Raw genomic sequence first — 24,894 nt, 5'->3', positions numbered from 1 at the left:
CCGAGCGGATAGGGAGGCCGTGGCCCGAGCGGCCCGGCGAGCGAAGCGAGCCAAGAGCGGGCAAGCACGGTTCTCTGGCCCTTCTCGGAGCCGCCAGGCGACGAGGAGCAAGCGAAGTGGTGACCTATCCGCTGAGGCTCTCAGCCTCCTGGAGGTCCGCCCTGCTGGAGGTCCGCCCTGGTAGGTGATGTCTGCACCTACCGCGGCGAGTCGGGGGGTGGTAGTGATGGCCGGCGGAAGAGGGGGTACCGGTGGCCAGCACGGGGCAGGCGGGAGCGGGACCCGACACGGTGCCCGGCGTTGCGGTGGCCCCCGGCACCCGGACCGCTCGACGGGTCCGCCGCTCCCGGGCCACGCTGGTCGGCTCGTACCTGCTGACGGTCGCGTTCCTGGTCACGCTCAACTTCCTCCTGCCCCGGGTGATGCCGGGCGACCCGCTGGCCGCCCAGCAGGCGACGGGGTCGCCCGCCTACGTCTACGATGACGAGGCCCGGGACGCGTTGGCCGACTACTACGGCCTCGACGAGCCGCTGCTCGCCCAGTACCGCGACTACCTCGGCGGCTTCGTGCAGGGGGACCTCGGTCGGTCGATCACGTTGAACCGACCGGCCACCGATCTGGTGCTCGAGCGGCTCCCCTGGACGGCGTTGCTCGTCGGCACCTCGCTGGCCATGGCGGCACTGGTGGGCGTGCTGGCGGGCATCTCTGCGGGCTGGCGTCGAGGACGACGGGTTGACCGCGCGACGCTCGGCCTCTTCCTCTCGGCCTACAACGTACCGAGCTTCTTCCTGGCCTCCGTGGTCCTGCTCGTGTTCTCGGTCCAGCTCGATTGGTTCCCGTTGGCCGGCGCCCGCACGCCGTTCACCGACATGGGCGCGTTCGACCGGGCCGGCGACGTGCTGCACCACCTCGCCCTCCCCGCCGCCGTCCTGGCGGTCCAGCCGGCCGCCTCGTACTACCTCGTCATGCGGGCCGGCATGGTGAGCGAGCTGGGCACCGACCACCTGCTGCTCGGTCGGGCCAAGGGCCTGCGCGACCGCCGCCTCGAGTACCGCTACGCGGCTCGCAACGCCATCCTGCCCGTCGTCACCCTCAGCGCCCTCCAGCTCCGTCTGGCCGTGACCGGCACCGTGTTCGTCGAGACGGTCTTTGCCTATCCGGGCATCGGACGGCTGCTGTTCGACGCGGTGCGGTCCCGCGACTACCCGGTCCTCCAGGCGTGCTTCCTCCTCCTCACCCTGCTCACCGTCACGGCCAACCTCGGCGCCGACCTCGTCAACCGGCGCCTGGACCCTCGGACCGCGGCGTGACCGCCCGCCTGCCACCGATGTTCCTCGTCGGGGCCACCATCGTCGGGGCCACGGCGCTGGTCGGGCTCCTCGCGCCGGTCCTCGCCCCGTACGGGCCGCGGGCCGTCACCGGCGACGCTCTCGAGCGGCCATCGGCAGATCACCTGCTCGGGACGAACGACATCGGCCAGGACCTCCTGTCCGGGCTGATCTGGGGCGCGCGATCGTCGCTGCTCGTCGCCGTCGTCGCCGCCGGGATCACCGTGCTGGTGGCGACGGTGGTCGGCGCGGGTGCCGCATTGGTCGGTGGGTGGGTGGACCGTGTCATGGGCCGCGTCCTCGACATCCTGCTGGCGTTCCCCGGTGTGCCGCTCATTGTGCTCGTCACCGCGCTGGCGGGCACGAGCCGCGCCGTGATCGTGCTCGTCGTCGGCCTCGTGGGATGGCCCGCGTTGGCCCGGGTCCTGCGCAGCGAGGTGCTCAGCCTCCGCCAGCGCGGTTTTGTCCGGGCGGCTCGAGGCTTCGGGGCCGGGCCGGGGTACGTCCTGCGACGCCACCTCGTCCCCGCACTGGGGCCGCTCCTGGTGGCGGGGTTCGTGGAGTGGGCGGCCACTGCGGTGTTCCTCGAGGCCGGCCTGGCCTTCCTGGGGCTCGGTGATCCGACGGCGGTGAGCTGGGGCAACACCCTCAACCGGGCGCTGGCCCTGCCCGGCCTGTACTTCAGCGGGATGTGGCCCTGGCTCGTGCTGCCGGCGGGATTGGCGATCACCGTGGTGGTGCTCGGGTTGACCTTCGTCGGCGTCGGCCTGGAGCCGGTGTTCAACCGCCGGTCGGCCCGGCCATGAGCCTCCTGGAGGTCCGAGGCCTCGCGGTCACCTACGCGGGCGCAGTCGAGGCCTTGCGCGGCGTCGACCTGACGCTCGACCGGGGTGAGACCCTGGCCGTGGTGGGGGAGAGCGGTGCCGGCAAGTCGACGCTCGGCCGATGCCTGATCGGCCTCGTCCAGCCGCCCGATGCCAGGGGCAGTGTGCGCATCGATGGCGAGGAGCTGCTCGGAGCCGATGCCGCAACCCTTCGCCGGTTGCGCTGGGACCACGTCGCCATCGCCCTCCAAGGGGCACCGTTCAACCCTGTCGTCTCGATCGGCGACCAGATCGCCGAGCCGGTCCGCGAGCGCGCCGCGCTCGGGCGGATCGCGACGCGGCGCCGGGTCGTCGCCCTGGCGGAAGAGCTGCTGCTCGATCCGGCGCTCCTCGACCGCTTCCCGCACCAGGTGTCCGGAGGTGAACGCCAGCGGGCGTCGCTCGCCATGGCCCTCGCCCTCGACCCCGACCTGCTCGTCCTGGACGAGCCGACCGCCGGCCTCGACCCTGAGACGCGCCACGGGCTGCTCGGCCAGCTCGACGGCCTCGCGGCGCGGAGGGATCTCGGTCTCATCGTCATCGCCCACGACCTCGCCGGTGCGGCCCGGTTGGCCGACCGGGTGATGGTGCTGTACGCCGGCGAGGCGGCGGAGGCCGGCCCGTCCGACAGCGTCCTCGGCGATGCTCGCCACCCCTACGCCTGGGCGCTCGTGAACGCCTACCCGGTGCTGTCGACCACGAAGGACCTCCGTCCGATCCGCGGCCGGCCTCCCAACGCCCGGAGCCTGCCGTCCGGCTGCGCCTACCACCCTCGCTGCACGCAGGCCCAACCGGTGTGTGCGGAGGTGCGTCCTGCTCTGGCGGCGGTGGACGGGCGCGAGGTGGCCTGCCACCTGGGCGGCTTGCGGAACCTGCTCGCCGCCGCCTCGGTGTCGAAGTCGTTCGGGCGGGGGGCCGGGCGCGTCCAGGCCGTCGACGGTGCGTCGCTGGCGGTACGGGAGGGCGAGGCGGTCGGTCTCGTCGGGCCGTCGGGCAGCGGCAAGACGACCCTGGCCCACATGCTGACGGGGATGATCGTCCCCGACAGAGGCACCGTCGAGCTCGAAGGCGAGCCGCTGCGGACCGCCTGGCGAGGAACCGAGCGGGTCTGGCGCCAGCGGGTGCAGCTCGTCGCCCAGGACCCCTGGGACGCCCTGTCCCCCCGGCTCACGGTCGAGGAGCTCGTGCGCGAGCCGCTCGACGTCGGCCGCCACGGCGAGCGGGATGAGCGCCGCCGGCGGGTCGCCGAGGCCCTCGACCGGGTGGGTCTGGCGGCTGCGGGCACGTTCCTCGCGGCGCGCAGCCACGAGCTGTCGGGCGGTCAGCTCCAACGGGTGGCGCTGGCGCGGGCCCTCGTCCTCGGTCCCAAGGTGCTCGTGGCCGACGAACCCACGGCCTTGCTCGATGCGTCCGAGCAGGCCCGGCTGCTCGTGTTGCTGCGCGAGCAGCAGGTCGAGCTCGGCCTCGGGCTCGTGTTCGTGTCCCACGACCTCGCCGTCGTGCGTAAGGTGACCGACCGCATCGTCGTCCTCGACCGTGGACGGGTGGTGGAGGAGGGACCGTCGCACGTCGTGGCGACGAAGCCCACGAGCCCCACCGCCGTCCGTCTCCTCGACGCCGCGCCCACGTTCCTCGGCGGGAGAAGCAGATGAACCCCATGGACCGGCGTACGTTCCTCATGGCCGGCGCCGCCGCCGGAGCCGTCCTGCTCGTCGGCTGCAGCGGTGACGACGGCGACCGGGAGGGCGGCTCGGACCCGGGGCAACCCGCCGAACGGGTCTCGCTCCGCCTCCCCGGCGCCGCCTTCGGGTTCCCGTCGCCGTTCGCCTACAGCGCCGGCCTCGGCTACTACCAGATGAGCCTGGTCTATGACTCGTTGCTGTGGAAGGACTCCAGTGGCGAGCTGCTGCCGTGGTTGGCCGAGTCCTTCGAGGCGGCGCCCGACGGCTCCGCGTACTCCTTCGTGCTCCGCGACGGCGTGCAGTGGCACGACGGGCGACCGGTGACGGTCGACGACGTGGTGTTCACCTACGACTACTACAGGTCGTTGGCCCTGCCGTTCCTGGTGATCGCCCAGCCTGCCTTCGTCGCCTCGATCACCGCCACCGGCGGGTCCACCGTGGAGATCGCCCTCGACCGCCCGGCCGTGACGTTCCCCGACGTCGTCGCCGCCGCCCTGCCCATCGTTCCCCGCCACATCTGGGAGGACGAGGACGACCCGGCTGCGGTCCAGGACCTGTCGGTCCTCGTCGGGTCGGGCCCGTATCGGGTCGATTCGTACTCCGAGGCCGACGGCGCCCTCGGGTACGCGGCGAACGACGACTACTTCCTCGGGGCGCCCTTCGTCGAGCGGATCGAGCTCTTGCCGGTGGGAGACGAGCTGACCGCGCTCCTGTCCGGCGAGGTCGTCGCCACCGGTCCCACGTTGGTGAGCGTCCGGCCCGACGCGCTCGCCCCCTTCCGAGACGACGACACCTACGGCATCATCACCCAGACCGCCGGCTTCACATACCCGCTCTACTGGAACCTCGGGCGCGACGGCCCGCTGGCCGACGTCACGGTCCGACGGGCGTGCGCCCACGCCATCGATCGCGCCGACATCGCCGAGCGCCTCCTCGGCGACAACGGCAGCCCTGGCAGCCCCGGCTTCGTCCCGCCCGGGCACCGCTTCCACGTCGAGGTCGATCAGTACGACTTCGACCCCGACCGGGCCGAGGAGCTGCTCGACGAAGCCGGGTACGAGCGCCGGTCCTCCGGAGGGGCCCGGCAGACCCCCGACGGTGAGCCCCTCGCCTTCGAGCTGCTCTTCGCGACCGACCAGGCACCGTTGGCCGAGCTGGTCATCGCCGGCCTCGACGCCGTCGGGATCGATGTCACGACCCGGCCGGTCGAGCTCGGCCCGGCGCTGTTCGGCGCCAAGATCGGTGGCGACTTCGATCTCGCCATCACGCTCTACCCCGGCCCCGGGGGCGTGGCGCCCAGCGGCGATCCCGACTACCTGAGGCAGATCTTCTCGTCCCGCGTGCCGGTCGGGACCGCGAACGCCAGCGGCTACGCCAATGCTGAGCTCGACGAGCTGGCCGACCGACAGCTCGTAGCGCAAGACGAGGACGAACGGGCCGAGCTGCTCGGTCGCATGCAACGGATCATCGCTGAGGACCTCCCCGTGCTTCCTCTGTACTACGCAGACCTCCAGCAGGTGTTCCGCCGTGAGGTCTTCGACCAGTGGTACCACACGCCGGGTGGGTTCCCCGTGGAGACGTACAACAAGCAGCTCTTCGTCACCGGGTTGCAGGACGGTACCGAGATCCGTCCGACCCGCTGAGCGACGCTCGCCCCCGCCCTCCGGCCGCCGGCGAGTCCGCGCCGGATCCGTGCTGCAGGACCTAGAGTCACGGCGATGGCCGAGCTCGACGAGCTGCTCGAGCGCCTCGAGCAGCTGCTGATCGACATGGAGCAGCTCGACGAACCGCTCCGCGACCAAGTGTTCGAGCTGCTCGACGGCGTCGACGCCTTGCACCGCATGGGCCTCGGCCGCCTCGCTGGTCAGCTGGGCGACGAGGAGCTCCGCCGCCTCACCGAGGCCGACCCGGCGGTGGCGTGGCTGTTCGAGGCCTACGACATCAAACCGGCCGAGCCTCCGACGCCCGTCACCGTCGAGCTCGGCCCCACCCGCCGGTAGTGCCGGCGCCCTGAGGGGATGGGCGCCTGGTCACGGATCGCGCTCCGTTCGGCCGGGGGCGGCGATGAGTTCCCGGCGCCCGCGCCGTCACACTGGGGCCGACACGGTCTCACCGCTCGACTTGGAGGATCCCATGGCCTCTCACCCGGACCTGAACTTCGGCGGCAGCTGCTGCGAGGCGTTCACCCGCTACCAGGAGATCTTCGATGGCGAGCTGGGCTGCTACCGATGACCGACGCGTCTCCGGAGGTCACGGTGCCCGACGATCAGGCTGATCTGGTCATGCACGCGGCGTTGAGGTTCGAGGGCCACCTCCTGTGGCATCCCACGTCCCGGCGGGGGACTTCGGAGCAGTGCAAGGGATGTACGTCATGGTCAAGGCCGAACCGCCGGAGGAGTCCTCGTGAGCTCGTCGCCGATGGACACATCGGGGTCGCCCTGATCCGGAGCCTCGGGCCCCGGCACCTGGAGCGGCGCGACGACGCCCCGGGCGGTTCGGTACAAGCTCAGGACCCGGCCTGTTCTCGGCGCTTGGTGCCCCACGGTTGAGCACGTCGCTGTGCTCGCTCGGAGGGCTACCGGCCCTGCTCCCGTCGCGTCGGCGGGAGGAGGGTTCGACGGGGCCGTTGCGCTCTGTCGTCACGGGTCATGGAGCGGGCCCGGCCTGCCTCGGTCGCCAGTTTCGGCGAGATGTCGGTCGGGGTCGGCGGTGAACTGCTGGACGCAGGCGAGCGAGCAGAACCAGTGCTCGACGCCGGCGTGACGGATGCGGCCGACAGCAGCGTTGCACCTGACGCGCATGTGGCACACGGGGTCGGTGGTGAGCTCGACCTGGGTGGGGCACAGCTCGATGGCCCACAGCTCGACGGCGTCGAGGACGTTGCGAAGCCGGTGGGTGCCGTGCGGGACTGCATCGAGCCCGAGGCTCTGCGCCGCCGCCGCCACTGTCGCGGTGCCGAGAGCCTGGCCGCTCGCGGCCCGACCGGCGACGCGCGCCGCGAGGTTCACGGTCGCGCCGAAGAAGTCTCCGTCGCGAGCGATGACCGTGCCGTGGTGCAACCCGGCCCGCAGCTCGAGGAACAGGTCCGTGTCGTAGCAGGCCTCGAACAGGACCCGGACGGCATCGAGGGCTGCAGCGGGGTCAGGGGCGACGAGCATCACCGCGTCGCCGATGGCCTTGACCAGAGCCGCGTCGGTGCCGTCGACTGCTTGGTGGGCCATGTCGGTGAACGTGTCGATGAGCTGAACAGCGGTGGTGTCACCGTGGGCCTCGGTCAGCGCTGTGAACCCGGCTAGGTCCACGAAGGCGATGGTCCGCTCCTCTGTGACCATCACGCCCTCCCGAGGCTCGCGGCGGGGCCGATGCGCGCCGCCGACCGGACCGTGAACAAGAGCATCCCCAGGATCGCGACGTAGAGGACGACCCCCCCGATGGCTTGGGGTCCACCGGACGGGCGAGCCGGTGGCTCATAGAGCGGCCGGTGCACGCTGGCCGTCGTCTCGTCCCCGGCCAAGGGGACCCACAGCTCGACCCGGCGGTCGCGCTCGGTCAGCTCGACGTAGAGGAACCAGCGGCCACCGGCTTCGGCTTCGACGACTCCGCGGTAGCGGCAGGGACCAGCGGCCTCGAGAGGGCCGGAGCGGGTGTCACCGGCTCGGCGGGCCGTCGTCCGCCGAGCGATGAGGTCACGGCAGGGCTCGGCGTCCACGTCCAGCTCGACCATGACGGACGTCTCATCCAGCCGGTCGGCGGTGAGGGTGGCGGCCCGGGTGGCGCGTCCCTGGCCCGGGTCGTGTGCCCCGGCGACGGGTGCCAGCGAGAAGACGGCGCCCAGCGCCACGATCAGGACGACGGCACCGGCCGGGAGGGCGCGTGGCCGGCGCCAGCCTCCGGTGTGGCTGAGCGCGGCCACACCGACGGCGCCGAGCACGGCCACCGCGAGAGCGGCCGGCAGCGCGCTGGCCGGCACCGCCGTGGTCGCCGCTCCGAACGCCTTCAGCCACGCGAACCAGACCACCGTCGCCCCAACGGCTTCGACCACCAGCCGCACGCTGCGGCGGCGGACAGTGCGCTCGACGAGCTCGTGCAGGACACCGAGGATGAGGATGGGGGGAACGATGGTGGCGCTGTGGCCGAGGACAGCGAGAAGGCCGGTGATCCCGACGCGGATGACCGTGTAGATCCCGGTTGCGGCGATGAGCGACCAACGGTCCGGCAACAGCCGACGAACGAGCACCGTTGCGAGGAGCCAGCCGACCACGGCGACCGGAAGGTAGGTCCACTCGGGGAACTGGGGCACGTCGGAGTCGAGCTCGAACACCGGCACCTGCAGCACGCCGATCACCGCCGCCGCCGCGAGCACCTGGGCCGCCCGACCCCACCGACCCGGAAGGCCCACGGCGAGGGCGAGCACGCCGGTGGCCAACATCAGCGATGCGACGACCGCGACCATGTGGGGGGGCGACCAGGTCACGGCGTCACGGCCGAAGCCGCGGTGCCACGCTTCGTCCACCGGTGCGGAGGCCAGGACGGCGGCGCCGCCGACGAGCGCCATGCGCTGGGCGGGCCCCCGGGGCCGTCGACCCAGCACGGCCACGGCCGCCAACGCGGCCAGGACGCTGAGGTAGATCACGACGTGGGGCGGGGCGAGCAGGGTGTCGCGCCCACGGTCGGTGTGCCAGGTGTCGTCCCAGTAGGTGCCGACCAGCCCCGAGACGCCGGCCACCGAGGCGACCAGCACGGCCAGGACCGGAGTGGGATTGCGAGGTATCTTCATTGAGACGTGACCATACCAGTTGCGAGCCGATCCCGTCACTAGGGTGGCGTCATGGCTGCACCCCAGGACATCGAAGAGGGGATCATCGAGGCCGCCCGAGCCCTCGTTGGCGGATCCGGGCTGTCGAGCCTGACGATCGATCGGCTCGCCGAGGCGTCGGGCACGAGTCGGATGACGCTGCACCGTCGGGGCATCAAGCGGCGCGCCGTGCTCGATGCGCTCGTGCACCGCGCTGCGGAGGCCTACATCGCCGCCCTCTGGCCCTCCCTCACCGCGCCGGGCCCCGCTGCCGAGCGCCTGACGATGGCGCTCGATGCCATCTGCGCCACTGCGGATGACAACCTCGCCCTCCTCGCTGGGCTCTTCGGCGAGGTCGACTCCCCGTTCCACCGATCCGGCGACGACGACGGCGCTCGGGAGACCGACGCCCTGTTCACCGCGCCCCTCGCGCGCCTGCTGCGTGACGGCGCCCTCGATGGCAGCATCTCAGCGGCTGCTGACCCCGAGGAGACCGCAGCCGTGCTGTTCAACGTCGCCGGCTGGGGCTACATCCACCTCCGCTACGCCCAAGGCTGGACCGCGGCCCGAGCCCGGCCGGCGGTCACCACCTTCGCCCTTGCCGCCGTCGGCGCCGAGCCCTGCTGACCGCCATCGAGGAGAGGCCGGGCGGATGGGAGGCCGACCGCCACCGCCAAAGCTCGACCCCGAACCCTCTCAGGGCGTGACGGGTCCTCTGGCGACGGAGCCGTCGCGAGGCTGCTCAGGAGCTGTCCTGTCGTACCCGGCGGAGGCGCACCCGGCCGGGTCGATGAGACCCCTCTGCTCGTCGAGGCGGATGACTTGGCTGCGAGGCGCTGCTGCGCGGCCGCGCCGCGGCGCCTCCGATCGTGATCCTCGGATCGCCCATCTCAGCCTCCTCGCCTTGACCTTGCCCCAGGGAAAGGGTTCTACCGTCGGGTGCGGAACCGGACCGCCCCGGCCCACGTCGAGCCCGCGCTGAGGGTCGGACAGGAAGGACGACGGCACCGATGCCTGCCCCCACGAGTGCGGACCGGACCGGTGACCGCCGATGGGCCCCACCGGCCCTCCGCGCTCCGGCGGGCGCTGGCCCAGCCCGCCTTTCGTCGCCTGTGGGCGGCGCAGACCATCTCGCGGTGGGGCGACACGTTCAACTCGGTCGCCCTCGTCATCCTCGTCTTCCAGCTGACCGGCTCAGGGCTGCAGGTCGCCGTGACCGTGGCGTTCGAGGTGGCGCCGGTGATCCTGTTCGGGTTCATCGCCGGCGCCGTCGTCGACCGCTACGACCGCCGCCGGGTCATGATCGTCGCCGATGTCGGCCGGGCCGTCCTGGCGCTCGGCCTGGCCCTGTTCCACGACCACCTGGGCGTCGTCTACGCGGCCGCGTTCGGCCTCTCCATGCTGAGCGTCCTGTTCAACCCCGCGGCGGCGAGCGTGCTGCCAACCGTCGTCGACGACGACGACATCGTCGGGGCCAACTCGGCGATCTGGTCCGCTGCGGTCATCTTCCAGATCGCCCTCGCCCCCGCCGCCGGGGCCCTGGTCGCGCTGGCCGGACCGGCGCCGGCGTTCGTGATCAACGCTTCCACCTTCGCCCTCTCGGCGGCGCTGATCGCCGGACTTCCCCTCGGACGGCGACCAGCCGCCACGGCGGGCCGGCACCTCACCGATGTCGCCGACGGTCTACGGGCCATCCGCGCCAGCCGCTTCCTCAGGGTGCTGGCCGGCGTGCAGGGCCTCGCCGCTCTGTCCGCAGGGGCGACCTCGGCGTTGCTGGTCGTCCTTGCCCAGGACCACCTCGACCTCGGCGCCGACCGCTTCGGCCTGCTCATCGCCGCCATCGGGGTCGGGGCCGGGCTTGAGCCGCTGGTCCTCCAACGCTTCGTCACCGACATCCGACGGCCCGTCTGGTTGTTCGGACCGCACCTGCTCCGCGGCGTCGTCGACATCGTGCTGGCGGCGTCGAGGTCCTTCGGTGTGGCGCTCGGCGCGCTGGCCGTCTACGGCATCGGGACCTCCACCGGCAACGTCGCCTACACGAGCGTGCTGCAGACCACGGTGCCTGATCGCCTCCGAGGTCGGGTCTTCGCCTTCTTCGACGTCACCTGGCAGACAGGTCGGCTCCTCAGCATCGGCCTCGGTGGCCTCGCCGCCGACCGGTTCGGCATCGCGGCGGTCTACGGCGCCGGCGGTGCCCTGCTCCTCGGCGCGGGAACCTTCGGACTGCTGATGCCGGGCATGGACCACTCCCCGAGCCCTTCCCGCATGTCCGACATGGATCACTAGCCAACGTCAGCCGCGGGACGCCGCTTCGTCGTCGTTGTTGTTCGGTTCCGGCTGCGAGCGGCGGGAGTCGGTCGGACGCGGGGTGGGGCCCTGGCGCCAGCGCCAGACGAGCAGCGCCACGCCGATGATCACCGCCACGAGGGCCGTCCACTGGCTGCCAGTCAGTCCGAGGCGCCGATCGTCAGCCCTGACGAAGTCGAGGCTGAAGCGGTTGACGCCGTAGAGGACGGCCACGAGCAGGGCGGCGTGGCCGCGCCGGGCTCGGAGCCGCCCACGGGAAGCGAGCATCACCGCGAAGATGGCCAGGCTGGCCAGGAGGTCGTAGGCGGCGGTGAGGTGGACGACCTCGCCGGGAGGGCACGGCGAGCCCACCGTCTGGCCGACGACGGCGCCGTCGGGGCAGCGGAAGCCGAAGGGCATGGACGTCGGGGGCCCGAGGTGATCGGCGATGACGATGTCGCCGATGCGGCCGACGGCGATGCCGAGCGCCAGCCACGGTGCGGCGAGGTCGACGAGCGCCACGAAGTCGAGCCCACGGCGTCGTGCGATCCACCAGGCGGTGAGCACCCCTCCGGTGAGCCCGCCGAGCAGGCTGATGCCGCCCTCCCAGATCTTCACCCAGTCGAGGGGCGACCCGTAGCGGTCGATGTGGTTGAGGACGTAGACGAGCCGGGCTCCCACGATCGCGCCCACGGCAGCCCGGGTGAGGGCCGAGATGATGACCTCGTCGTCGATGTCCCGCCGGCGGGTGTCGCGGAGGAAGAACCAGGAGCCGACCAGGAAGCCGACGGCGGTGAAGATGCCGTGGGGGGAGACCGTCATCGGCCCCACGTCGATCGTCACGAGCGGCGGGTAGGAGATCGCGCTCCACGTCACGAGCGACAACTTACGACGTCGTGTCGTAGCGTGTCCGGTCGGGCGCTCCGTCGGAGATCTACCCTTGCAGCCGATGGGAGCTCGAGCAGGAGAGATCGATGGCTGAGCGAAGGGCGACGGGATCTCTGGAGCGAGAGGTCCTCGAGCAGCTGTGGCAGGCCCCTCAAGGAGCCACCCCTCGCGACGTGCGCGCCGCCATGGACGACGAGCTGGCGTACACGACCATCATGACCATCCTCCGTCGCCTCTGGCAGAAGGGCCTGGCCGAGCGAGAGCTGCACGGCCGGGCCTACGTGTATCGGGCCAAGGCCTCCGAGGCGGACCTCGCGGCGAACGGCATGCACGCCGCCTTCGCACCGGTGCGTGATCGACGCGAGGCCCTCACGCGGTTCGTCGACGGCCTCTCGAAGTCCGATGCGCGGGCTCTGCGTCGAGTGCTCGACGAACCCCGGTGACCCACCAGGTGTTCTTCCCGCTGCTGGTGGCGGTGACCGCGGCCGGCGCCTCGATCTTCGGCGTCCGTCGCCTGCAGCCGGTGACGGCGGCCTGGACCCTGACGTTGATCGCAGTAGCCGGTGGCCTGGCCGCGGCCAGCGGCCTGGTCATCGTGATCCTGGGCTTCCTGCGCGGCGTCCCGTGGTTCGGACACGGTCTGGCCTGGTGCCTGCACCTCTCGGAGGGGACCGACGTCGTCGCCTGGTCCCAGGGCACGATCGCAGTGGTGTGGTCGACCGCTGCGATCATCAGGGTCCAACGACGGCGCCGGACCTACCGAGCCCTGCGAGCCTCTGGGTCTCAGGGCCCCGAGGTGGAGATCGTGGCCGACGAGGAGCCGACGGCCTACAGCCTCCCGGGGCGACCGGGTCGCATCGTCGTCTCGGCCAGCATGCTGGCCTGTCTCCCCGAGGCCGAGCAGGACGTGCTGTTCGCCCACGAGCGATCGCACCTCCGGCATCGACACGACCGCTTCATCCACCTGGCGGATCTGGCCGCCGCGGTGCTTCCGCCCCTTGCCCTCCTGGGGCAGAGGGTCCGGTTCGCCACCGAGCGATGGGCCGACGAGGACGCGGCGCGGGAGCTGGGCGACACCGGGCTGGTGGCCCGGGCCATCGCCCGAGCGGCACTCGCTCAGGGCGATGTCGGCCCGCCGACCGCACTGGCCCTCGCCCGGCTCGGTGTCCGAGCCCGGGTCGAGGACCTGCTGCGAGAGCCGCCGTCGCGCCGACTCGCGCTGGCGGCTCTGGCGAGCACCGGTGTCCTGGCCGCGGTGGTGGTGGTCAGCTCGTCGGTCCAGGTCCACCACTTGGCCTTGGTGGCTGCGCACGCCTGCTTCGCCCCCTGAGGGGCGACCTCGGCAAGGCAGCTGAGGCCTGGGCTCAGGCCGGCACCGACTCCAGCAGCCCGTTCATCTCCTCGATCTCGGCCTCCTGAGACTCCACGATCTCCTCGGCCAAGGTGATGGCGTCGGAGCTCTGGCCCTCGTCGATCTCGGTCTCGGCCATCTCCACGGCACCCTCGTGGTGGGTGATCATCATGGTGAGGAACATCTCGTCGAACTCCGCACCCTCGGCGGCCTCGAGCTCGGCCATCTCGTCCTCGCTCATCATGCCGCCGCCCATCTCCATGTCGGAGTCGCCCTCACCCTCCATGTCGCCCATGTCGCCATCGGACTCCCCGCCCCACTCCTCGAGCCAGCCCTGCATGGTCTCGATCTCGGGGCGCTGGGCCTCCGCGATCTGCATGGCGAGGTCCTTGACCTCGTCGCTCTCGGCGTTGGTCTCGGCCAGGTCAGTCATCTCCAACGCCTGCTGGTGGTGGGGGATCATGCCCTCGACGAAGGTCACATCGGCGTCGTTGAACTCGCCCTCGGCATCCTCCGAACCCTCTGAATCCTCGGAATCTTGGGTCGCGCTGGACGCATCGTCTCCGGGGGTGCTGGAGGAATCATCGTCCCCTCCGCACGCCGCGAGCACGGCGCCCGCGAACAAGAGGGCGAACAGGGTCACTAGGAAGCGCTTCATGGGTTTCTCCGGGGAATGTGAGTGTGACACGTCGTCGTAGACCTTACGAGAGGTGCAGTGCGCCGACAACGCGCCCAGCGGGCGGGTCGCGATCACCGGCGGAAGGGTCAGCTCATCCATCCGGCGACCACGGGCGCGCCGACGACCTTGCGCATGTGGGCGACATCGCCGTCGGTGTCGTCGCGGTTGTCCTTGCCCAGCAGCGTGACGATGCGCCGGCCTGAGTGGTGGCCGACCGATTCATCGCCGGGTTCCCTCCGGCCGACCGACTTCGACTCCTCGGTGTCGAGCCAGGACTCGAGCTCCTCGCCGGTCATGTTGACCGCTGCGGCGAAGTCGGCGATGACGTCGTCGTCGGTGGCCACCGCTCACCCCTTCTTCGGCGTCTTGCGCAGGACCCCCGGCTTGTGGGCCGCCGGCGCGCGCCTGACTTCCACGTGTTCACCCTCGACCAAACCAGAAGGTGAGCATCGACGGCCGGCCCGTCACCGCTCGCGGCCCGATGCCCGATGGCGGTCCGACGCACCGGACGAAGGCCGGGCGACGTCGGTTTCGACGTCGGAGCCTCGGAGAGAGGCGGCGCCACGGCCCGGTGACCACCTGATGACGACCCTCGTGGATGTCGACAGGCGAGAGGGTCGGGAGACGGGCCGGCCCTCCCCCCGGGGCCGGCCCGTCGGACCAACCGGGTCGCGTCCGCAGAATGAGCAGGGTCTTGCGCCACTACAGTGCCGACGTGAGCGCACGTGGCCTTCGCCGTGCGGCTGGCCAACCGGATGTCGACCTGCGCTGCACCGATGCCAACGGGACCGCGATTCCATGACCTCCCGGCCATGAGCGCCCGGCCATGAGCTCTCGGCGCGGCCCGATCGACGCACCGGTGGCGCTGATCGTCGGCGCGTCGAGCGGGATCGGGCGGTCCACCGCCCGTCTCCTGGCGGCGCGAGGCGCCCGACTGGTGCTGGTCGCGCGCGGCGCTGATCGCCTCCGGGCCGTGGAGGAGGAGTGCCGGGCCGCCGGTGCGCTCGCCGTGGACGTCGCCGTCGCTGACGTCCTCGACGCCGACGCGATCCAGGCTGTCGTCGACCGGATCCTCGTCGACCACGGGCGCCTCGACCTCGTCGTCCATGCCGCGGCGGTGATGGCCTACGGCAGCGTGGAAGACGTACCGCCCGAGGTGTTCACACGGGTGGTCGACGTCGCCATCCACGGCACCGCCAACGTGGCGCGATCGATCCTGCCTGCGCTCCGCCACCAACACGAAGGCACCTTCGTCATCGTCACCTCGCTGCTGGCCTCGGTGCCGGTACCGACCATCGGCGCCTACATCACCGCCAAGTGGGGTCAGCTCGGCCTCGCCCGAGCGCTCCAGCTCGAGGTGCGAGACGAACCCGACGTCCACATCTGCACCGTGGCGCCGGGCGCGGTGGACACCCCGATCTACCGCCACGCCGCCAAGTTCGGCACCGACGTCCCGAGCCCACCGGCGCCGGTCGACCGGCCCGAGAAGGTCGCCGGGGAGATCGTCCGTTGCCTGGACCGCCCGCGACGCAACCGATCGGTCGGCCTCGTCAACCACGTCGTGATCCTCGGTTTCCGCCTCGTTCCCCAGCTCTACGACACGCTGGTCGCCCCGTTGTTCCGACGCACCTTCTCACCCGGAGACGGCACCACCACCGAGGGCAACGTCTTTCAGCCCTACCACTCCGACGACGATGCGGGGGAGCGGTCTTCGCACCCGTGACCTCCTCATCGGCGGCGACACCCACCGATCCGGGTGCCAGGTCGACCACGGGCGCGCGAGGTTGCCGACCCGGGGATCAGCTCGTCGGCGCCTCGAGGCGGCGGACGGCCGCCTCGACCTCGGGAGGCACGACGCGCCGCTCCCGGCGCACGGTGGGCGCCTGGCGCAGGGCCCGAGCCAAGCCCCTGGCCGTGGTGGGGTCGACCAGAGCACGGCCCGTCGCCCGGGCGGTGGCCCGGAGGGCGGGGCCGGCGGGGCGCCGCAGCCAGGTCGCCAGCAGGGCGTTGCGCTGCTGGAGGACCCGGCGCTCGCGGGGGTCACGGCCGCTCGGAACCGGGTGGTGGTGGGCGACGAGCTCCTCGACGTAGCGGAGGGCCCAGCCGCGGGCGGCCAGGTCCCACGCCAGCAGGGCCTCCTCGCCCAGGAAGAACAGGAGTCGGGAGAAGCCGCCGGCGTCGAGGAAGGCGCCCCGGCGCACGACAGCGGCGCAGGCCAGGAAGCCGAGGACGGGGCGACCCGGGAGCTCGAGGCGGTCGTCGTCGAGCCGCCCCGCGGCCATGGCCACCGACGTCGGGTCGAGGCGCTGCTCGGGTCCGATCAACACGCGCGCCGCCAGCAGGCCCACGTCGGGGTGCGCGTCCATCAGCTCGGCGGCGCGGGCCAGCGAGCCCGGTGCCCACCAGCTGTCGTCGTCGGCGAAGGCGACGAAGGGCGTGGTGGCGGTGGTGGCGCCGATGTTGCGTGCCGCCGCGCCCTCGTTGCGGTCGAGGGCGATGACGGTGACCGCGGGGAAGGCGGCACGCACCGCCTCGGGTGTGGCGTCGGACGAGCCGTTGTCCACCACCATGACCGGCGGCGCCTCGGGCAGGGTCGTCAGGTGGCCGAGGGCGGCGAGGAGCTGGTCCCGGCGGTCGCGAGTGGCGACCACGACGGTCGTGCGGCTCTCGGGCGCCGGGCCGGCTCCCGTCATGGAGGGGTCGACCCGACCGGGTCGTCGACCGCTCGACGGGCCGGCTGCACAACGGGGAGGAGCTCCGGCGCACCCGGTATGGAGGGTGTCACCGTGCCCTTCGCAGAGCGCCGTCGGGGCCCCGGAGCCCGGTCGTCGGCTGCGGTCAGGTCGTCGACCGCCGCCAACACGGCGTCGACGGAGAGGGCGAGCAGGCCCGGGTCGACCGCGTCGCCGTGCGGGTCGCCCCTCCCGCCGGCCCAGAGCACCCGGTGAGGTCCGGCGGCCGGCGGGCCCCACGTGGTGGGCGGGGTGGGGCCGAAGAGGATGACCGACGGAGTGCCGTACGCAGAGGCCAGGTGGGCGGTGCCGGTGTCTCCGCTGACGACGAGCCGGGCGTGGGCCACGAGCGCGGCCAGCTCGGCCAGGCCGGTGCGCCCGGTGAGGTCTGAGGTCGGCTCCAGGTCGGCGAGGGCGCTGATGCGGCGCGACCGGGGAAGCTCGGCCGCTGTCCCGGTGAGCACCACGTCGTGTCCCCGACGCCGCAGGGCGCGTGCCAGCCGGGCCCAGCGCTCGACCGGCCAGCGCCGGGCGGGGGCCGAGGCACCGGCGTGGAGCACCGTCGCCCCGACGCGCGGGGCCGCGACGGTGGGCCGCTCGAGGGCCAGGTCGGTGGGATCCGCGCCGGCGCCGACGGTCGTCACCAGTCGGCACCATCGGGTCACCTCGTGCTCGTCGTCGTCCCACCTCGGGCCGTCGATGGTGGCGACGACGTCGTCGTGGAAGAAGGCGACGAGTCGCCCGGGGTCAGACGCAGCCAGCAGCCGGCTGCTCTCGGGTCCCCGCCCGTGGAGGTTCACGGTCACCGCGGCCCGGTGGACCGGGCGCGACACGGGGGCCAGCGCGTCGGTGGGCACCAGCTCGTCGATGGCCGGGCACAGGGCGACCAGGGGGCGCTGCCACCCGGGCGCGGCCAGCACCGTGCGGTGGTCCGGGAAGGCCCGGCGCAGCGCCTTCCACGCCGGCAGCGCGGTGCAGAAGTCGCCCAGGTTCAGGGCACGCAGGCCGAGGACCACCGGAGGGTGACTCATCTGTGCACCATCACCTGAGCGCCCCCAGCTCTTATTGCGTACCTGAGTCGCGCCGGGCGCGACTCAGGTACGCAATAGCACGCTCCGCTGTCGGAGAGCCCGTACCGTCTGGTTCGCTTGCTGCGCTCGCTCATGGCCAGGTGCCCTCCGACGGGCCGGTGATGACGAGCTCCTTGACCTCGACGCCATCGGGACGGGTGAGGGCGAAGATCACGGCATCGGCCACCTGGACGGGGTCGGCCAGGCGGGCATCCGCAGGCGGCTTGTACTGTTCGGTGCGGTCGTCGAAGAAGCGGGTGTGCATGCCGCCCGGCGTGAGGAGGGTGACGCCCACCTCGTCGCGCACCTCGGCCATGAGGGCGCGCGTGAAGCCGACCACGCCGAACTTGCTGGCGCAGTAGGCGGTGCCGTCGCTGACGGCGTGGTGCCCGAGGGTCGAGCAGACGGTGACGACCCGGCCCCGACACTCGCGCAGGCTCGGCAGCGCGGCGCGCACCACGGCTGCGGTGCCGAGCAGGTTCACGGCCAGGACCCGGTCCCAATCCGCCCCGGCGACATCGTCGAGCCGGCCCGGCACGTCGATGCCGGCGCAGGTGACCACCGCATCGACGGCACCGTGCTCGTCGAGCACCCGGCCCACCGCCCGCTCGGCGTCGGTCGAGACGGCCAGGTCGACCTCGACGAACGGCACCTCCGCGTCGGCGGGGGGCTGGCGGTCGAGCACGACGACGGTGGCGCCGAGGGCGCTCAAGCGCTCGACCACGGCCTGCCCGAGGCCGGCGGACCCGCCGGTCACGACGACGATCCAAAGGGATGGTTCAGCTTTCACGGCGGGCCTCCTGGACCAGACGGGTGGTGGAACGGCCGGAGAGGTACGGGACGATGACGGCCTGTCCCCCCCAGAGCTCGAGGATGGCGGCCTCGGGCAGGTCGCGGCCGGCGTAGTCGCCGCCCTTGACCCAGACATCGGGCCGCAGTCGGTCGAGGGCGGCGGTCGGCGTGTCCTCGTCGAACACGACGACGTCATCGACGCACCCGAGGGCGAGCAGCACCTGGCGCCGGTCGACCTCGCCCTGGAGCGGTCGGTCGGCGCCCTTGAGCCGGGCGACCGAGCGATCGGAGTTGAGCAGCACCACCAGCTGGTCACCCAGCGCTCGCGCCGCCTGGAGGAGGCTGACGTGCCCGGCGTGGAGCAGGTCGAAGCACCCGCCGGTGGCGACGACCACGTCGGGCTCTCCGCTGGAGGCCCGCGCCTGCGAGGGAGCGACCTCGCCGTGGGGCGCACCGTCGGTGAGGGCGGCGGCGCCTCCCCGCTCCACGAACGCAGCGGCCTCTGCCGCGGCCCGCTCGACGGCGTCGGGCAGGACGGCCCCGCGGGCCAAGGCCACCGCGGTCGTCGCCGCGAAGCAGTCGCCGGCCCCGCACGGGTCGCCGGCGCCGGCGGGCGCCACCGGGACGACGAGGGGAGGCCCCTCGGCCCGGGTCAGCAGCGCACCCTCGAACCCCATCGTCACGACCACCGCCCCGACCGGCCAGAGGGCGACGAGGTGGCGCGCGCGCGCCGCAGTGCCGGCCAGGCCGACCTCGGTGCCGGCCCCGATGTCGGGGTCGACCACCAGGCCCGCCAGCTCGTCGCGGTTGGGGGTGGCCACCGTTGTGCCGACGACGGGGCGCGCCCCCTTGGGATGGGGATCCCACACGATCGGTGCGCCGGCGGCGGCCAGAGCCTCACGCACCGCGGGGACGGCGGTGATCCCCCGCCCGTAGTCGGAGACGAGCACGGCGTCGGCTCGGCCGAGGGCAGCGGCGACCCGGTCGATGTCGTGCCCGCGCAGGCCGGGCGGTCCGCCGCGGTCGAGGCGCAGGAGGGTGTGGCCCCCGGCTCGCAGCCGCACCTTCTCCGGTGTGCCGCCCACCAGCCCGAGGTCGACCAGGTCGACACCCTCGTCGACCAGGAGACGGCGCAGCGTGGCTCCCGCCTCGTCGTCGGCGACGGCTGACACAAGGGTGACCGTCGCCCGTTGGCGGGCGGCGAGGGTGGCGGCCAGCGCGGCACCGCCGGGACGGCTGGTGACGTGGCGCTGGTCGAGCACCGGGGCCGGGCCGTCGGGGCAGGTGCGCTCGACGGCACCGTCGATGTCGCGGTCGAGCAGAGCGTCGCCGACCACGACGACGTGGGGCTCGCGGCGCTCGCTCATCGGTGCACCATCCCCGGTTCGCTCGCTCACGGGGTCGACACCTCGAGGGGTTGGGAGGCGCCCAGGGCCACGTCGATCGCGGCGCAGAGCAGGTGGATCGCCACTAGGTGGAGCTCCTGCACGGTGGCGGCGTGATCGGCCTCGACGGCCACGGCGTCGTGGGCGGCGCCGGCCAGTGGGTTGGGGGCGGGACCGGTGAGGGCCCACACGGTCAGGTCGGTGCGGGCGGCGGCCTCGGCCGCGGCGAGCACGTTGGTGCTGCTCCCCGACGTGCTCAGCAGGAGCAGCACGTCGCCCGGCCGCCCGTGGGCCAGGACCTGGCGGCGGAAGACCTCCTCGGGGCCGTAGTCGTTGCTGATGGCGGTCACGCTCGATGTCTCGGCGTGGAGGGCCAGCGCGGAGAGAGGCCGGCGCTCGTCGCGGTAGCGGCCGACCAGCTCGGCCGTCAGGTGCTGGGCCTGGGCTGCGCTGCCGCCGTTCCCCGCCGCCAGCAGCCGTCCGCCGCGGTCGAGGGTCGTCGCCAGCTGCCGCCCCCAGGCCTCCAGCCGGTCGACCTGCTCGGCGAACGCGGGGAGGGCGCGACCGAGGGAGTCGACGTGGGCTCGGCCCGTCGGGAGCGCGGCCATCAGCCGACCTCCCGTCGGGCGGTGCGGGGGGCGAGCACGTCGTGGGCGACCTCGAGGGTGCGCTCGGCCACGTCGTCCCACCCGTAGGTCCGGGCCCGGGCGGCGGCGGCCTCGCCCATGCGGCGTCGCGCTGCGTCGTCGGCCAAGAGGCTGCTCAGCCCCGAAGCGATCGAGTCGGGGTCGCGGGGTCGGACGTGGGCGCCGGTCGTGCCGTGGACCACGGTCTCGGCCAGACCGCCCACGGCGGTCGCCAGCACCGGCACGCCGCACGCCATGGCCTCGACGGCCACCAGGCCGAAGGGCTCGTACCAGGGGCAGCAGGCGACCACGTCGGCCGAGCGGAGCAGCGCCGGCATCTCCTCCCGGCAGACGGCGCCGAGGAACGTGACGCGGTCGGCGACACCGGCCCGGCGGGCCAGCTGCGAGAGGCGGATGCCCTCATCGGCGTCGTCGACCAGGCCGGCCGGCGGGCCCCCGGCGATGACCAGCTCGGTCCTCGGCACGCGGGCGAGGGCGGTGATGAGCTCCCCCACGCCCTTGCGGGGCACGAGGCGGCTGGCGGCCACGATGCGGGCCCACCCCGGCCGGCGCCGGTGGGCGGGCCCGTCGGGGTGGAAGCGTGAGAGGTCGACGCCGCAGGGGACGACGGCGACGCGCGTGGGCGAGGCCCCCATGCGTTGGAGAGCGCAGCTCTCGACTGCGGTCGTGGCGACCAGGGCATCGGCCTGGCGGGCGATGGCGGCCTCGATGGCGATGCGCTCACCGGGACTGGTGTCCTGACCGCCCTGCTGGCGGCGCTTCTCGATGCCGAGGGCGTGGAAGGTGTGCAGCATCGGGACGGCGACGCGACGGGAGGCGGCCAGCGTGGCCAGCCCCGACATCCAGAAGTGCGAGTGGACGACGTCCGGCGGATCGGCTGACCACGTGGCGGCCAGGTCGTCGGCGAAGGCGGCCATGTGGGGCAGCAGCTCGTCCTTGGCGATGGGCTCCGCCGGTCCTGCCGGCACGTGGTCGACCACCACGTTGGGCGCGAACTCGACGCGCCGGAGCTGCGACGGGTCGTCGCGCCGGGTGTGGACGACGACCTCGACGCCGCGCCGCCCGAGGGCGCGCGCCAGCTCGGCCACGTGCACGTTCTGGCCGCCTGCATCGTCGCTGCCCAGCAGGGCGAGCGGCGACGCGTGCTCCGACACCAACGCGATCCTCATGGCTTGCTCCTCGGTCTGGTTCGCCTGTGCTGTCTAGTTCGCTCGTGCTGTCTGGTTCGCCCGTGCTGTCTGGTTCGCTCGCGGCGCTCGCTCACCGGCGCACCATCCCGTCTTGAGCCGCGTTCACCAGGGGCTCGTCGCCGGGCGCCGATGAGCGCCGGCGGCTTCGCCGCCGGAGGGCCCGTGCTGTCTGGTTCGCTCGCGGCGCTCGCTCACCGCGCGACCTCCTTCAACAGGCGGTCCCAGTCGTCCAGGAAGCGTCCCAGCCCGTAGCGCTCGAGCGCGGCGGCGCGGGCGGCGGCGCCCTGTTGGCGGGCGAGCTCGGGCTCGTGGCAGAGCCGGCGAACGGCTTCGGTGAACCGGTCGATGCGGTTGGTCACGGTGCCGGCGCCAGCGGGCACGGCCTCGGGCACCTCGGTCGTGGCCAGGGCCACGATCGGGAGACCCAGGTGCATGGCCTCCAGCAGCGCCAGGCCGAGCGACGTCCAGCGGATCGGGTGGGCGTACACCCGACGCCGGGCCAGCTCGGTGTGCAGCCGGTGCTGGGGCAGGTCCTCGTGGGCGGTCACCGGGTGGCCCTCGGCCGCCAGCCGGGCGGCCGTGGCCCGCACCCCCATGCCGAAGATGTCGAGCGGCGCCGCGCCGGCGAGGGCCGGGAGCAGGTCGGTCCCGGTCACCCGCCCGCGCCGCTCGGGCTCGTTCACGACGATGGCGGCGTGGGCCAGCTCGCCGGTGTACCGGTGGCCGGGGTCGACGATGCCGTGCTCGATGACCCGGGCGTCGGTGCCGCCGGTGTCCCAGAACAGCGCGTTGGTGTGGGTGACGTGGACGAGCACGAGATCGCGCCGATCCGCCGCCGGGTGACGCAGGGAGTCGATGCGGCCCTGCGGGGCGTTGTGCTCGAGCCAGACGGCGGGCACGTCGCGCCCGGGCCGGCGCCCGAGCCAGCGCCGGGCGAGCTCCTCGTCCTCGGGGCGCTGGAGCACGACGACGTCGACGTCCTCCTCGGCCAGCTGTTCGGGCGTGCGCTCCACGACCGAGTCGGGCCAGTCCCACGTCTGCGCTCGTCCCCGCCCGTGCGGTCCTCGGTCGGGGACGACGGGCACCAGGTAGGTGTGGTCGCCGTGCACGAACGCCGTCGTCCACGAGCCGTGCACGTGCCAGATCAGGACCCTCACGGGGCCGTCCCCTGGGCGACATGACCGACGCCGCGCACCGGCCCCTCCCGGAGCAGGCGCACGTTCGTGCCCCCGGAGGCTCTCGAACGCGCGCCCGGGGCGGGGGCTGTGGGGGAAGGCGAGGCCCCGCCTGGGAAAGGTGCCCCCGCGGAGGCCGGACTGAGCTCCTCGACGGCGGCGAGCACGGCGGCGGGGGTGGCCGGGTTCAGGCAGGGCTGGCCGTCGAAGGGACAGACCCGGGCTCGGCAGCCGGCGCACGCGATGTCGAGCTGACCCAGGAGCCGGTGGGGCACGCCCCAGGGCGCCCAACGTCGGGGGTCGACCACGGGGGCGAAGATCGACGCGACGGGCGTGCCGACGGCCGCCGCGAGGTGCGCCGGGCCGGTGTTGCCCACCACGACGGCGTCGGCGGCGCGAAGGAGCGCCGCCAGCCCGTCGAGGTCGGTGGTGCCGGCCCGGTCGGTGACGCCGGGCCGTCCGGCGGCCAGGGGACCGGTGACGGCGCGATCGGCGGCTGAGCCGGTGAGCACGACAGGACGGCCGGCGGCGGTGAGGGCATCGAGGACGCCCGCGGCGAGGGCTTGCGGGATAGCTCTCGCCGGGACCGACGCAGTCGGGTGCACGACGACGTAGGGGTGCGGTGGGGGAGGGGCGGCGCCGGCCGCCTCGACGACGGCCAGGCGGGCGTCGTCGCCGGGCGGGAGGCGGTGACCGAGAGCGGCGGCCACCGCCAGCCCCTGTTCCACCTCGTGCCACCCCTCCACGTACGGGAGCCGCTCGTCGACCAGGCCGCCGGCGTGGTCGACGCTCGTCGCCGCGATCCGCCCGACGCCGGCCATGCGCAGCAGGAGCGCCAGCGGCAGCGGGCTCTGGTGGAACGACGTGAGCACCAACGCCTCGTCGAGGGCGAGGCCGGCGAGCGTGGCCACCAGGCCCTCAGCCTGACCGGGGCGGAGGGGCGAGGCAACGAGTGGCACCCAGGGCGCCTCCCACTCGACCACCTGCTCGACGCCGGGGAGCCTCTCGGCTGCGGCCCGACCCGACGGGCCGGCGAGGAACGTGACGCGGTGGCCGCCGGCGGCCACGGCGCGCACCACCGGCCCGGCGAGCAGGACATCGCCGACGTTGTCGAGCCGGGCCACGAGGACGTGGCGCCCGCTCATCGGTTCACCACCCCGTCTTGGGTTGCGTCGACCGGGTTGTGGGTCGGCGGGCACCGATGAGCGCCGGCGGCTTCGCCGCCGGAGGGCCCGTGCTGTCTGGTTCGCTCGCGGCGCTCGCTCATCGGTTCACCGTCCCGCGATCCGTGAGGAGCCGGTCGACGGCGGTGAAGAGGTCGGCCACCACCTCGTCGGCCTGGTCGATCTCGTCGGTCCGCGTGATGGCGGTGGGCACCAGGATGCCGCGTGCGCCGGCGGCCGCCGCCGCCGCCACGTCGGCGCCGATGTCGCCCACCACGGCGCAGCGCGAAGGATGGGTGCCCAGCCGGGCCGCGGCCTCGGTGATCAGACCCGGTGCCGGCTTCCGGCACCCGCACCCGCCGTCGGGCCCGTGCGGGCACCACGCGATGACTCCGAAGGGGCCGAGGAGCTCGGCGACCCGGGCGTTGACCGCCTCCACGTCACTCGGGAGGAGGAGCCCGCGGGCGACCCCACTCTGGTTGGAGACGATGCCGACGGCCACGCCTTCGGCCCGCAGGCGGTCCAGGGCGGCGCGGGCACCGGCGACGGGCTGTACCCGCTGCGGGTCGCCGTTGTAGGCGACGTCGTGGACGAGCGTGCCGTCGCGGTCGAAGAGCACGGCATCGACCCGGCGGGGGCGTCGCGACCGGGGGGCGAGGCGCCGGGCGCGCGCCACGCCGGCGACCCACCTGACGGTGGCCGCCGGAGGGAGGGCGGCGCTGCTCGCCAGGAGGCCGCTCACCTCTCGCACCGTCCGGGGCCCGGGGGCGATGCGGCGGGCGGCGAGCTCGGCGGTGAGGGCGACGGCGGTGCCGAGGCCGACGACGGCCAGGGCGCGCCGGCGGGCCAGCAGCCCGAGGCCCCCGGC

The 24,894-nt window shown here is 73.3% G+C and carries 24 protein-coding genes; 10 read left to right on the top strand and 14 right to left on the bottom strand.

The window, feature by feature from the left end; all coding sequences use genetic code 11:
* Positions 1–251: 251 nt before the first annotated feature.
* The 5 genes from VNL12_RS19150 (at position 252) to VNL12_RS19130 (ending at position 5,873) form a co-directional block, all read left to right on the top strand.
* On the top strand, positions 252–1,310 hold the full coding sequence (locus VNL12_RS19150) for an ABC transporter permease (protein WP_325596711.1): 1,059 nt from the start codon (positions 252–254) through the stop codon (positions 1,308–1,310).
* Positions 1,307–2,134 carry an ABC transporter permease gene (locus tag VNL12_RS19145; protein ID WP_325596709.1) on the top strand — a complete coding sequence of 276 codons (828 nt, stop codon included), beginning with the start codon at positions 1,307–1,309 and terminating at the stop codon, positions 2,132–2,134. The genes VNL12_RS19150 and VNL12_RS19145 overlap by 4 nt, the downstream gene beginning before the upstream one ends.
* Positions 2,131–3,843 carry an ABC transporter ATP-binding protein gene (locus VNL12_RS19140; protein WP_325596707.1) on the top strand — a complete coding sequence of 571 codons (1,713 nt, stop codon included), beginning with the start codon at positions 2,131–2,133 and terminating at the stop codon, positions 3,841–3,843. Before VNL12_RS19145 ends, VNL12_RS19140 begins: the two co-directional genes overlap by 4 nt.
* Positions 3,844–3,848: 5 nt before the next feature.
* Complete coding sequence (locus VNL12_RS19135; RefSeq protein WP_325596706.1) at positions 3,849–5,516, top strand: ABC transporter substrate-binding protein; 1,668 nt, start codon at positions 3,849–3,851, stop codon at positions 5,514–5,516.
* A 75-nt stretch (positions 5,517–5,591) separates the two neighbouring features.
* Positions 5,592–5,873, top strand: coding sequence for a hypothetical protein (locus VNL12_RS19130; protein WP_325596704.1), 282 nt, complete (start codon positions 5,592–5,594; stop codon positions 5,871–5,873).
* A gap of 639 nt (positions 5,874–6,512) precedes the next feature.
* Here VNL12_RS19130 and VNL12_RS19125 read toward each other — a convergent pair.
* Both VNL12_RS19125 and VNL12_RS19120 read right to left on the bottom strand, forming a co-directional pair.
* Complete coding sequence (locus tag VNL12_RS19125) at positions 6,513–7,205, bottom strand: adenylate/guanylate cyclase domain-containing protein (RefSeq protein WP_325596713.1); 693 nt, start codon at positions 7,203–7,205, stop codon at positions 6,513–6,515.
* Entirely contained in the window at positions 7,205–8,650 is a 1,446-nt protein-coding gene (locus VNL12_RS19120) for a hypothetical protein (RefSeq protein WP_325596702.1), read from the bottom strand. Before VNL12_RS19120 ends, VNL12_RS19125 begins: the two co-directional genes overlap by 1 nt.
* Positions 8,651–8,701: 51 nt before the next feature.
* Here VNL12_RS19120 and VNL12_RS19115 point away from each other — a divergent pair, with 51 nt between their 5' ends.
* Together VNL12_RS19115 and VNL12_RS19110 are read left to right on the top strand one after the other, a co-directional pair.
* On the top strand, positions 8,702–9,295 hold the full coding sequence (locus VNL12_RS19115; RefSeq protein WP_325596701.1) for a hypothetical protein: 594 nt from the start codon (positions 8,702–8,704) through the stop codon (positions 9,293–9,295).
* Between the two features lie 414 nt (positions 9,296–9,709).
* Complete coding sequence (locus VNL12_RS19110; protein WP_325596700.1) at positions 9,710–10,954, top strand: MFS transporter; 1,245 nt, start codon at positions 9,710–9,712, stop codon at positions 10,952–10,954.
* A 6-nt stretch (positions 10,955–10,960) separates the two neighbouring features.
* Here VNL12_RS19110 and VNL12_RS19105 read toward each other — a convergent pair whose 3' ends face one another.
* Complete coding sequence (locus tag VNL12_RS19105; protein ID WP_325596698.1) at positions 10,961–11,830, bottom strand: prolipoprotein diacylglyceryl transferase; 870 nt, start codon at positions 11,828–11,830, stop codon at positions 10,961–10,963.
* 98 nt (positions 11,831–11,928) lie between these two features.
* On the opposite strand from VNL12_RS19105, the gene VNL12_RS19100 reads away from it, so the two are divergent.
* Together VNL12_RS19100 and VNL12_RS19095 are read left to right on the top strand one after the other, a co-directional pair.
* The gene (locus VNL12_RS19100) at positions 11,929–12,285 is read left to right on the top strand and encodes a BlaI/MecI/CopY family transcriptional regulator (protein ID WP_325596696.1); all 357 of its coding nucleotides are present in this window, start codon (positions 11,929–11,931) and stop codon (positions 12,283–12,285) included.
* Positions 12,282–13,172: a M56 family metallopeptidase gene (locus tag VNL12_RS19095; protein ID WP_325596695.1), complete on the top strand. Its 891-nt coding sequence runs from the start codon at positions 12,282–12,284 to the stop codon at positions 13,170–13,172. The genes VNL12_RS19100 and VNL12_RS19095 overlap by 4 nt, the downstream gene beginning before the upstream one ends.
* A gap of 34 nt (positions 13,173–13,206) precedes the next feature.
* On the opposite strand, the gene VNL12_RS19090 is transcribed toward VNL12_RS19095, so the two are convergent.
* Both VNL12_RS19090 and VNL12_RS19085 read right to left on the bottom strand, forming a co-directional pair.
* Positions 13,207–13,947 (bottom strand): DUF305 domain-containing protein, encoded by a 741-nt coding sequence (locus tag VNL12_RS19090; RefSeq protein ID WP_325596693.1) that lies wholly within the window; start codon positions 13,945–13,947, stop codon positions 13,207–13,209.
* Positions 13,948–13,958: 11 nt separating this feature from the next.
* On the bottom strand, positions 13,959–14,216 hold the full coding sequence (locus tag VNL12_RS19085) for a DUF3140 domain-containing protein (RefSeq protein WP_325596691.1): 258 nt from the start codon (positions 14,214–14,216) through the stop codon (positions 13,959–13,961).
* Positions 14,217–14,698: 482 nt separating this feature from the next.
* Between VNL12_RS19085 and VNL12_RS19080 the strand changes: the two genes are divergently transcribed.
* The gene (locus VNL12_RS19080) at positions 14,699–15,595 is read left to right on the top strand and encodes an SDR family NAD(P)-dependent oxidoreductase (protein ID WP_325596689.1); all 897 of its coding nucleotides are present in this window, start codon (positions 14,699–14,701) and stop codon (positions 15,593–15,595) included.
* Positions 15,596–15,671: 76 nt separating this feature from the next.
* Here VNL12_RS19080 and VNL12_RS19075 read toward each other — a convergent pair whose 3' ends face one another.
* The 9 genes from VNL12_RS19075 to VNL12_RS19035 form a co-directional block, all read right to left on the bottom strand.
* Positions 15,672–16,565, bottom strand: a complete 894-nt coding sequence (locus VNL12_RS19075; RefSeq protein WP_325596687.1) for a glycosyltransferase family 2 protein — start codon at positions 16,563–16,565, stop codon at positions 15,672–15,674.
* Positions 16,562–17,620, bottom strand: a complete 1,059-nt coding sequence (locus VNL12_RS19070) for a glycosyltransferase family 9 protein (RefSeq protein ID WP_349257887.1) — start codon at positions 17,618–17,620, stop codon at positions 16,562–16,564. The genes VNL12_RS19075 and VNL12_RS19070 overlap by 4 nt, the downstream gene beginning before the upstream one ends.
* Before the next feature lie 145 nt (positions 17,621–17,765).
* Positions 17,766–18,440 (bottom strand): SDR family oxidoreductase, encoded by a 675-nt coding sequence (locus VNL12_RS19065; RefSeq protein WP_349257886.1) that lies wholly within the window; start codon positions 18,438–18,440, stop codon positions 17,766–17,768.
* Positions 18,441–18,453: 13 nt separating this feature from the next.
* Entirely contained in the window at positions 18,454–19,833 is a 1,380-nt protein-coding gene (locus tag VNL12_RS19060; protein ID WP_325596682.1) for a PfkB family carbohydrate kinase, read from the bottom strand.
* 26 nt (positions 19,834–19,859) lie between these two features.
* Positions 19,860–20,459, bottom strand: coding sequence for an SIS domain-containing protein (locus tag VNL12_RS19055; protein WP_325596680.1), 600 nt, complete (start codon positions 20,457–20,459; stop codon positions 19,860–19,862).
* Positions 20,459–21,667: a glycosyltransferase gene (locus VNL12_RS19050; RefSeq protein ID WP_325596679.1), complete on the bottom strand. Its 1,209-nt coding sequence runs from the start codon at positions 21,665–21,667 to the stop codon at positions 20,459–20,461. Before VNL12_RS19050 ends, VNL12_RS19055 begins: the two co-directional genes overlap by 1 nt.
* Positions 21,668–21,879: 212 nt before the next feature.
* Complete coding sequence (locus VNL12_RS19045; RefSeq protein WP_325596678.1) at positions 21,880–22,845, bottom strand: glycosyltransferase; 966 nt, start codon at positions 22,843–22,845, stop codon at positions 21,880–21,882.
* Positions 22,842–24,008, bottom strand: a complete 1,167-nt coding sequence (locus VNL12_RS19040; RefSeq protein ID WP_325596676.1) for a glycosyltransferase family 9 protein — start codon at positions 24,006–24,008, stop codon at positions 22,842–22,844. Before VNL12_RS19040 ends, VNL12_RS19045 begins: the two co-directional genes overlap by 4 nt.
* Positions 24,009–24,126: 118 nt before the next feature.
* A partial coding sequence (locus VNL12_RS19035; RefSeq protein WP_325596674.1) for an HAD family hydrolase occupies positions 24,127–24,894 on the bottom strand: 768 nt, incomplete at its 5' end.

Origin of the sequence: Iamia sp. (assembly GCF_035575815.1) — a bacterium.
Lineage (GTDB): Bacteria > Actinomycetota > Acidimicrobiia > Acidimicrobiales > Iamiaceae > Iamia.
The sequence above is the reverse complement of the archived record's forward strand: the minus strand, read 5'-3'. Positions and strand labels throughout refer to the sequence as shown.

Coding starts and splice junctions, on each gene's coding strand:
- VNL12_RS19080 (WP_325596689.1), top strand. CDS start 14,699: ATGAGCTCTCGGCGCGGCCCGATCGACGCACCGGTGGCGCTGATCGTC.
- VNL12_RS19130 (WP_325596704.1), top strand. CDS start 5,592: ATGGCCGAGCTCGACGAGCTGCTCGAGCGCCTCGAGCAGCTGCTGATC.
- VNL12_RS19055 (WP_325596680.1), bottom strand. CDS start 20,459: ATGGCCGCGCTCCCGACGGGCCGAGCCCACGTCGACTCCCTCGGTCGC.
- VNL12_RS19060 (WP_325596682.1), bottom strand. CDS start 19,833: ATGAGCGAGCGCCGCGAGCCCCACGTCGTCGTGGTCGGCGACGCTCTG.
- VNL12_RS19140 (WP_325596707.1), top strand. CDS start 2,131: ATGAGCCTCCTGGAGGTCCGAGGCCTCGCGGTCACCTACGCGGGCGCA.
- VNL12_RS19120 (WP_325596702.1), bottom strand. CDS start 8,650: ATGAAGATACCTCGCAATCCCACTCCGGTCCTGGCCGTGCTGGTCGCC.
- VNL12_RS19040 (WP_325596676.1), bottom strand. CDS start 24,008: ATGAGCGGGCGCCACGTCCTCGTGGCCCGGCTCGACAACGTCGGCGAT.
- VNL12_RS19100 (WP_325596696.1), top strand. CDS start 11,929: ATGGCTGAGCGAAGGGCGACGGGATCTCTGGAGCGAGAGGTCCTCGAG.
- VNL12_RS19135 (WP_325596706.1), top strand. CDS start 3,849: ATGGACCGGCGTACGTTCCTCATGGCCGGCGCCGCCGCCGGAGCCGTC.
- VNL12_RS19075 (WP_325596687.1), bottom strand. CDS start 16,565: ATGACGGGAGCCGGCCCGGCGCCCGAGAGCCGCACGACCGTCGTGGTC.
- VNL12_RS19125 (WP_325596713.1), bottom strand. CDS start 7,205: ATGGTCACAGAGGAGCGGACCATCGCCTTCGTGGACCTAGCCGGGTTC.
- VNL12_RS19050 (WP_325596679.1), bottom strand. CDS start 21,667: ATGAGGATCGCGTTGGTGTCGGAGCACGCGTCGCCGCTCGCCCTGCTG.
- VNL12_RS19115 (WP_325596701.1), top strand. CDS start 8,702: ATGGCTGCACCCCAGGACATCGAAGAGGGGATCATCGAGGCCGCCCGA.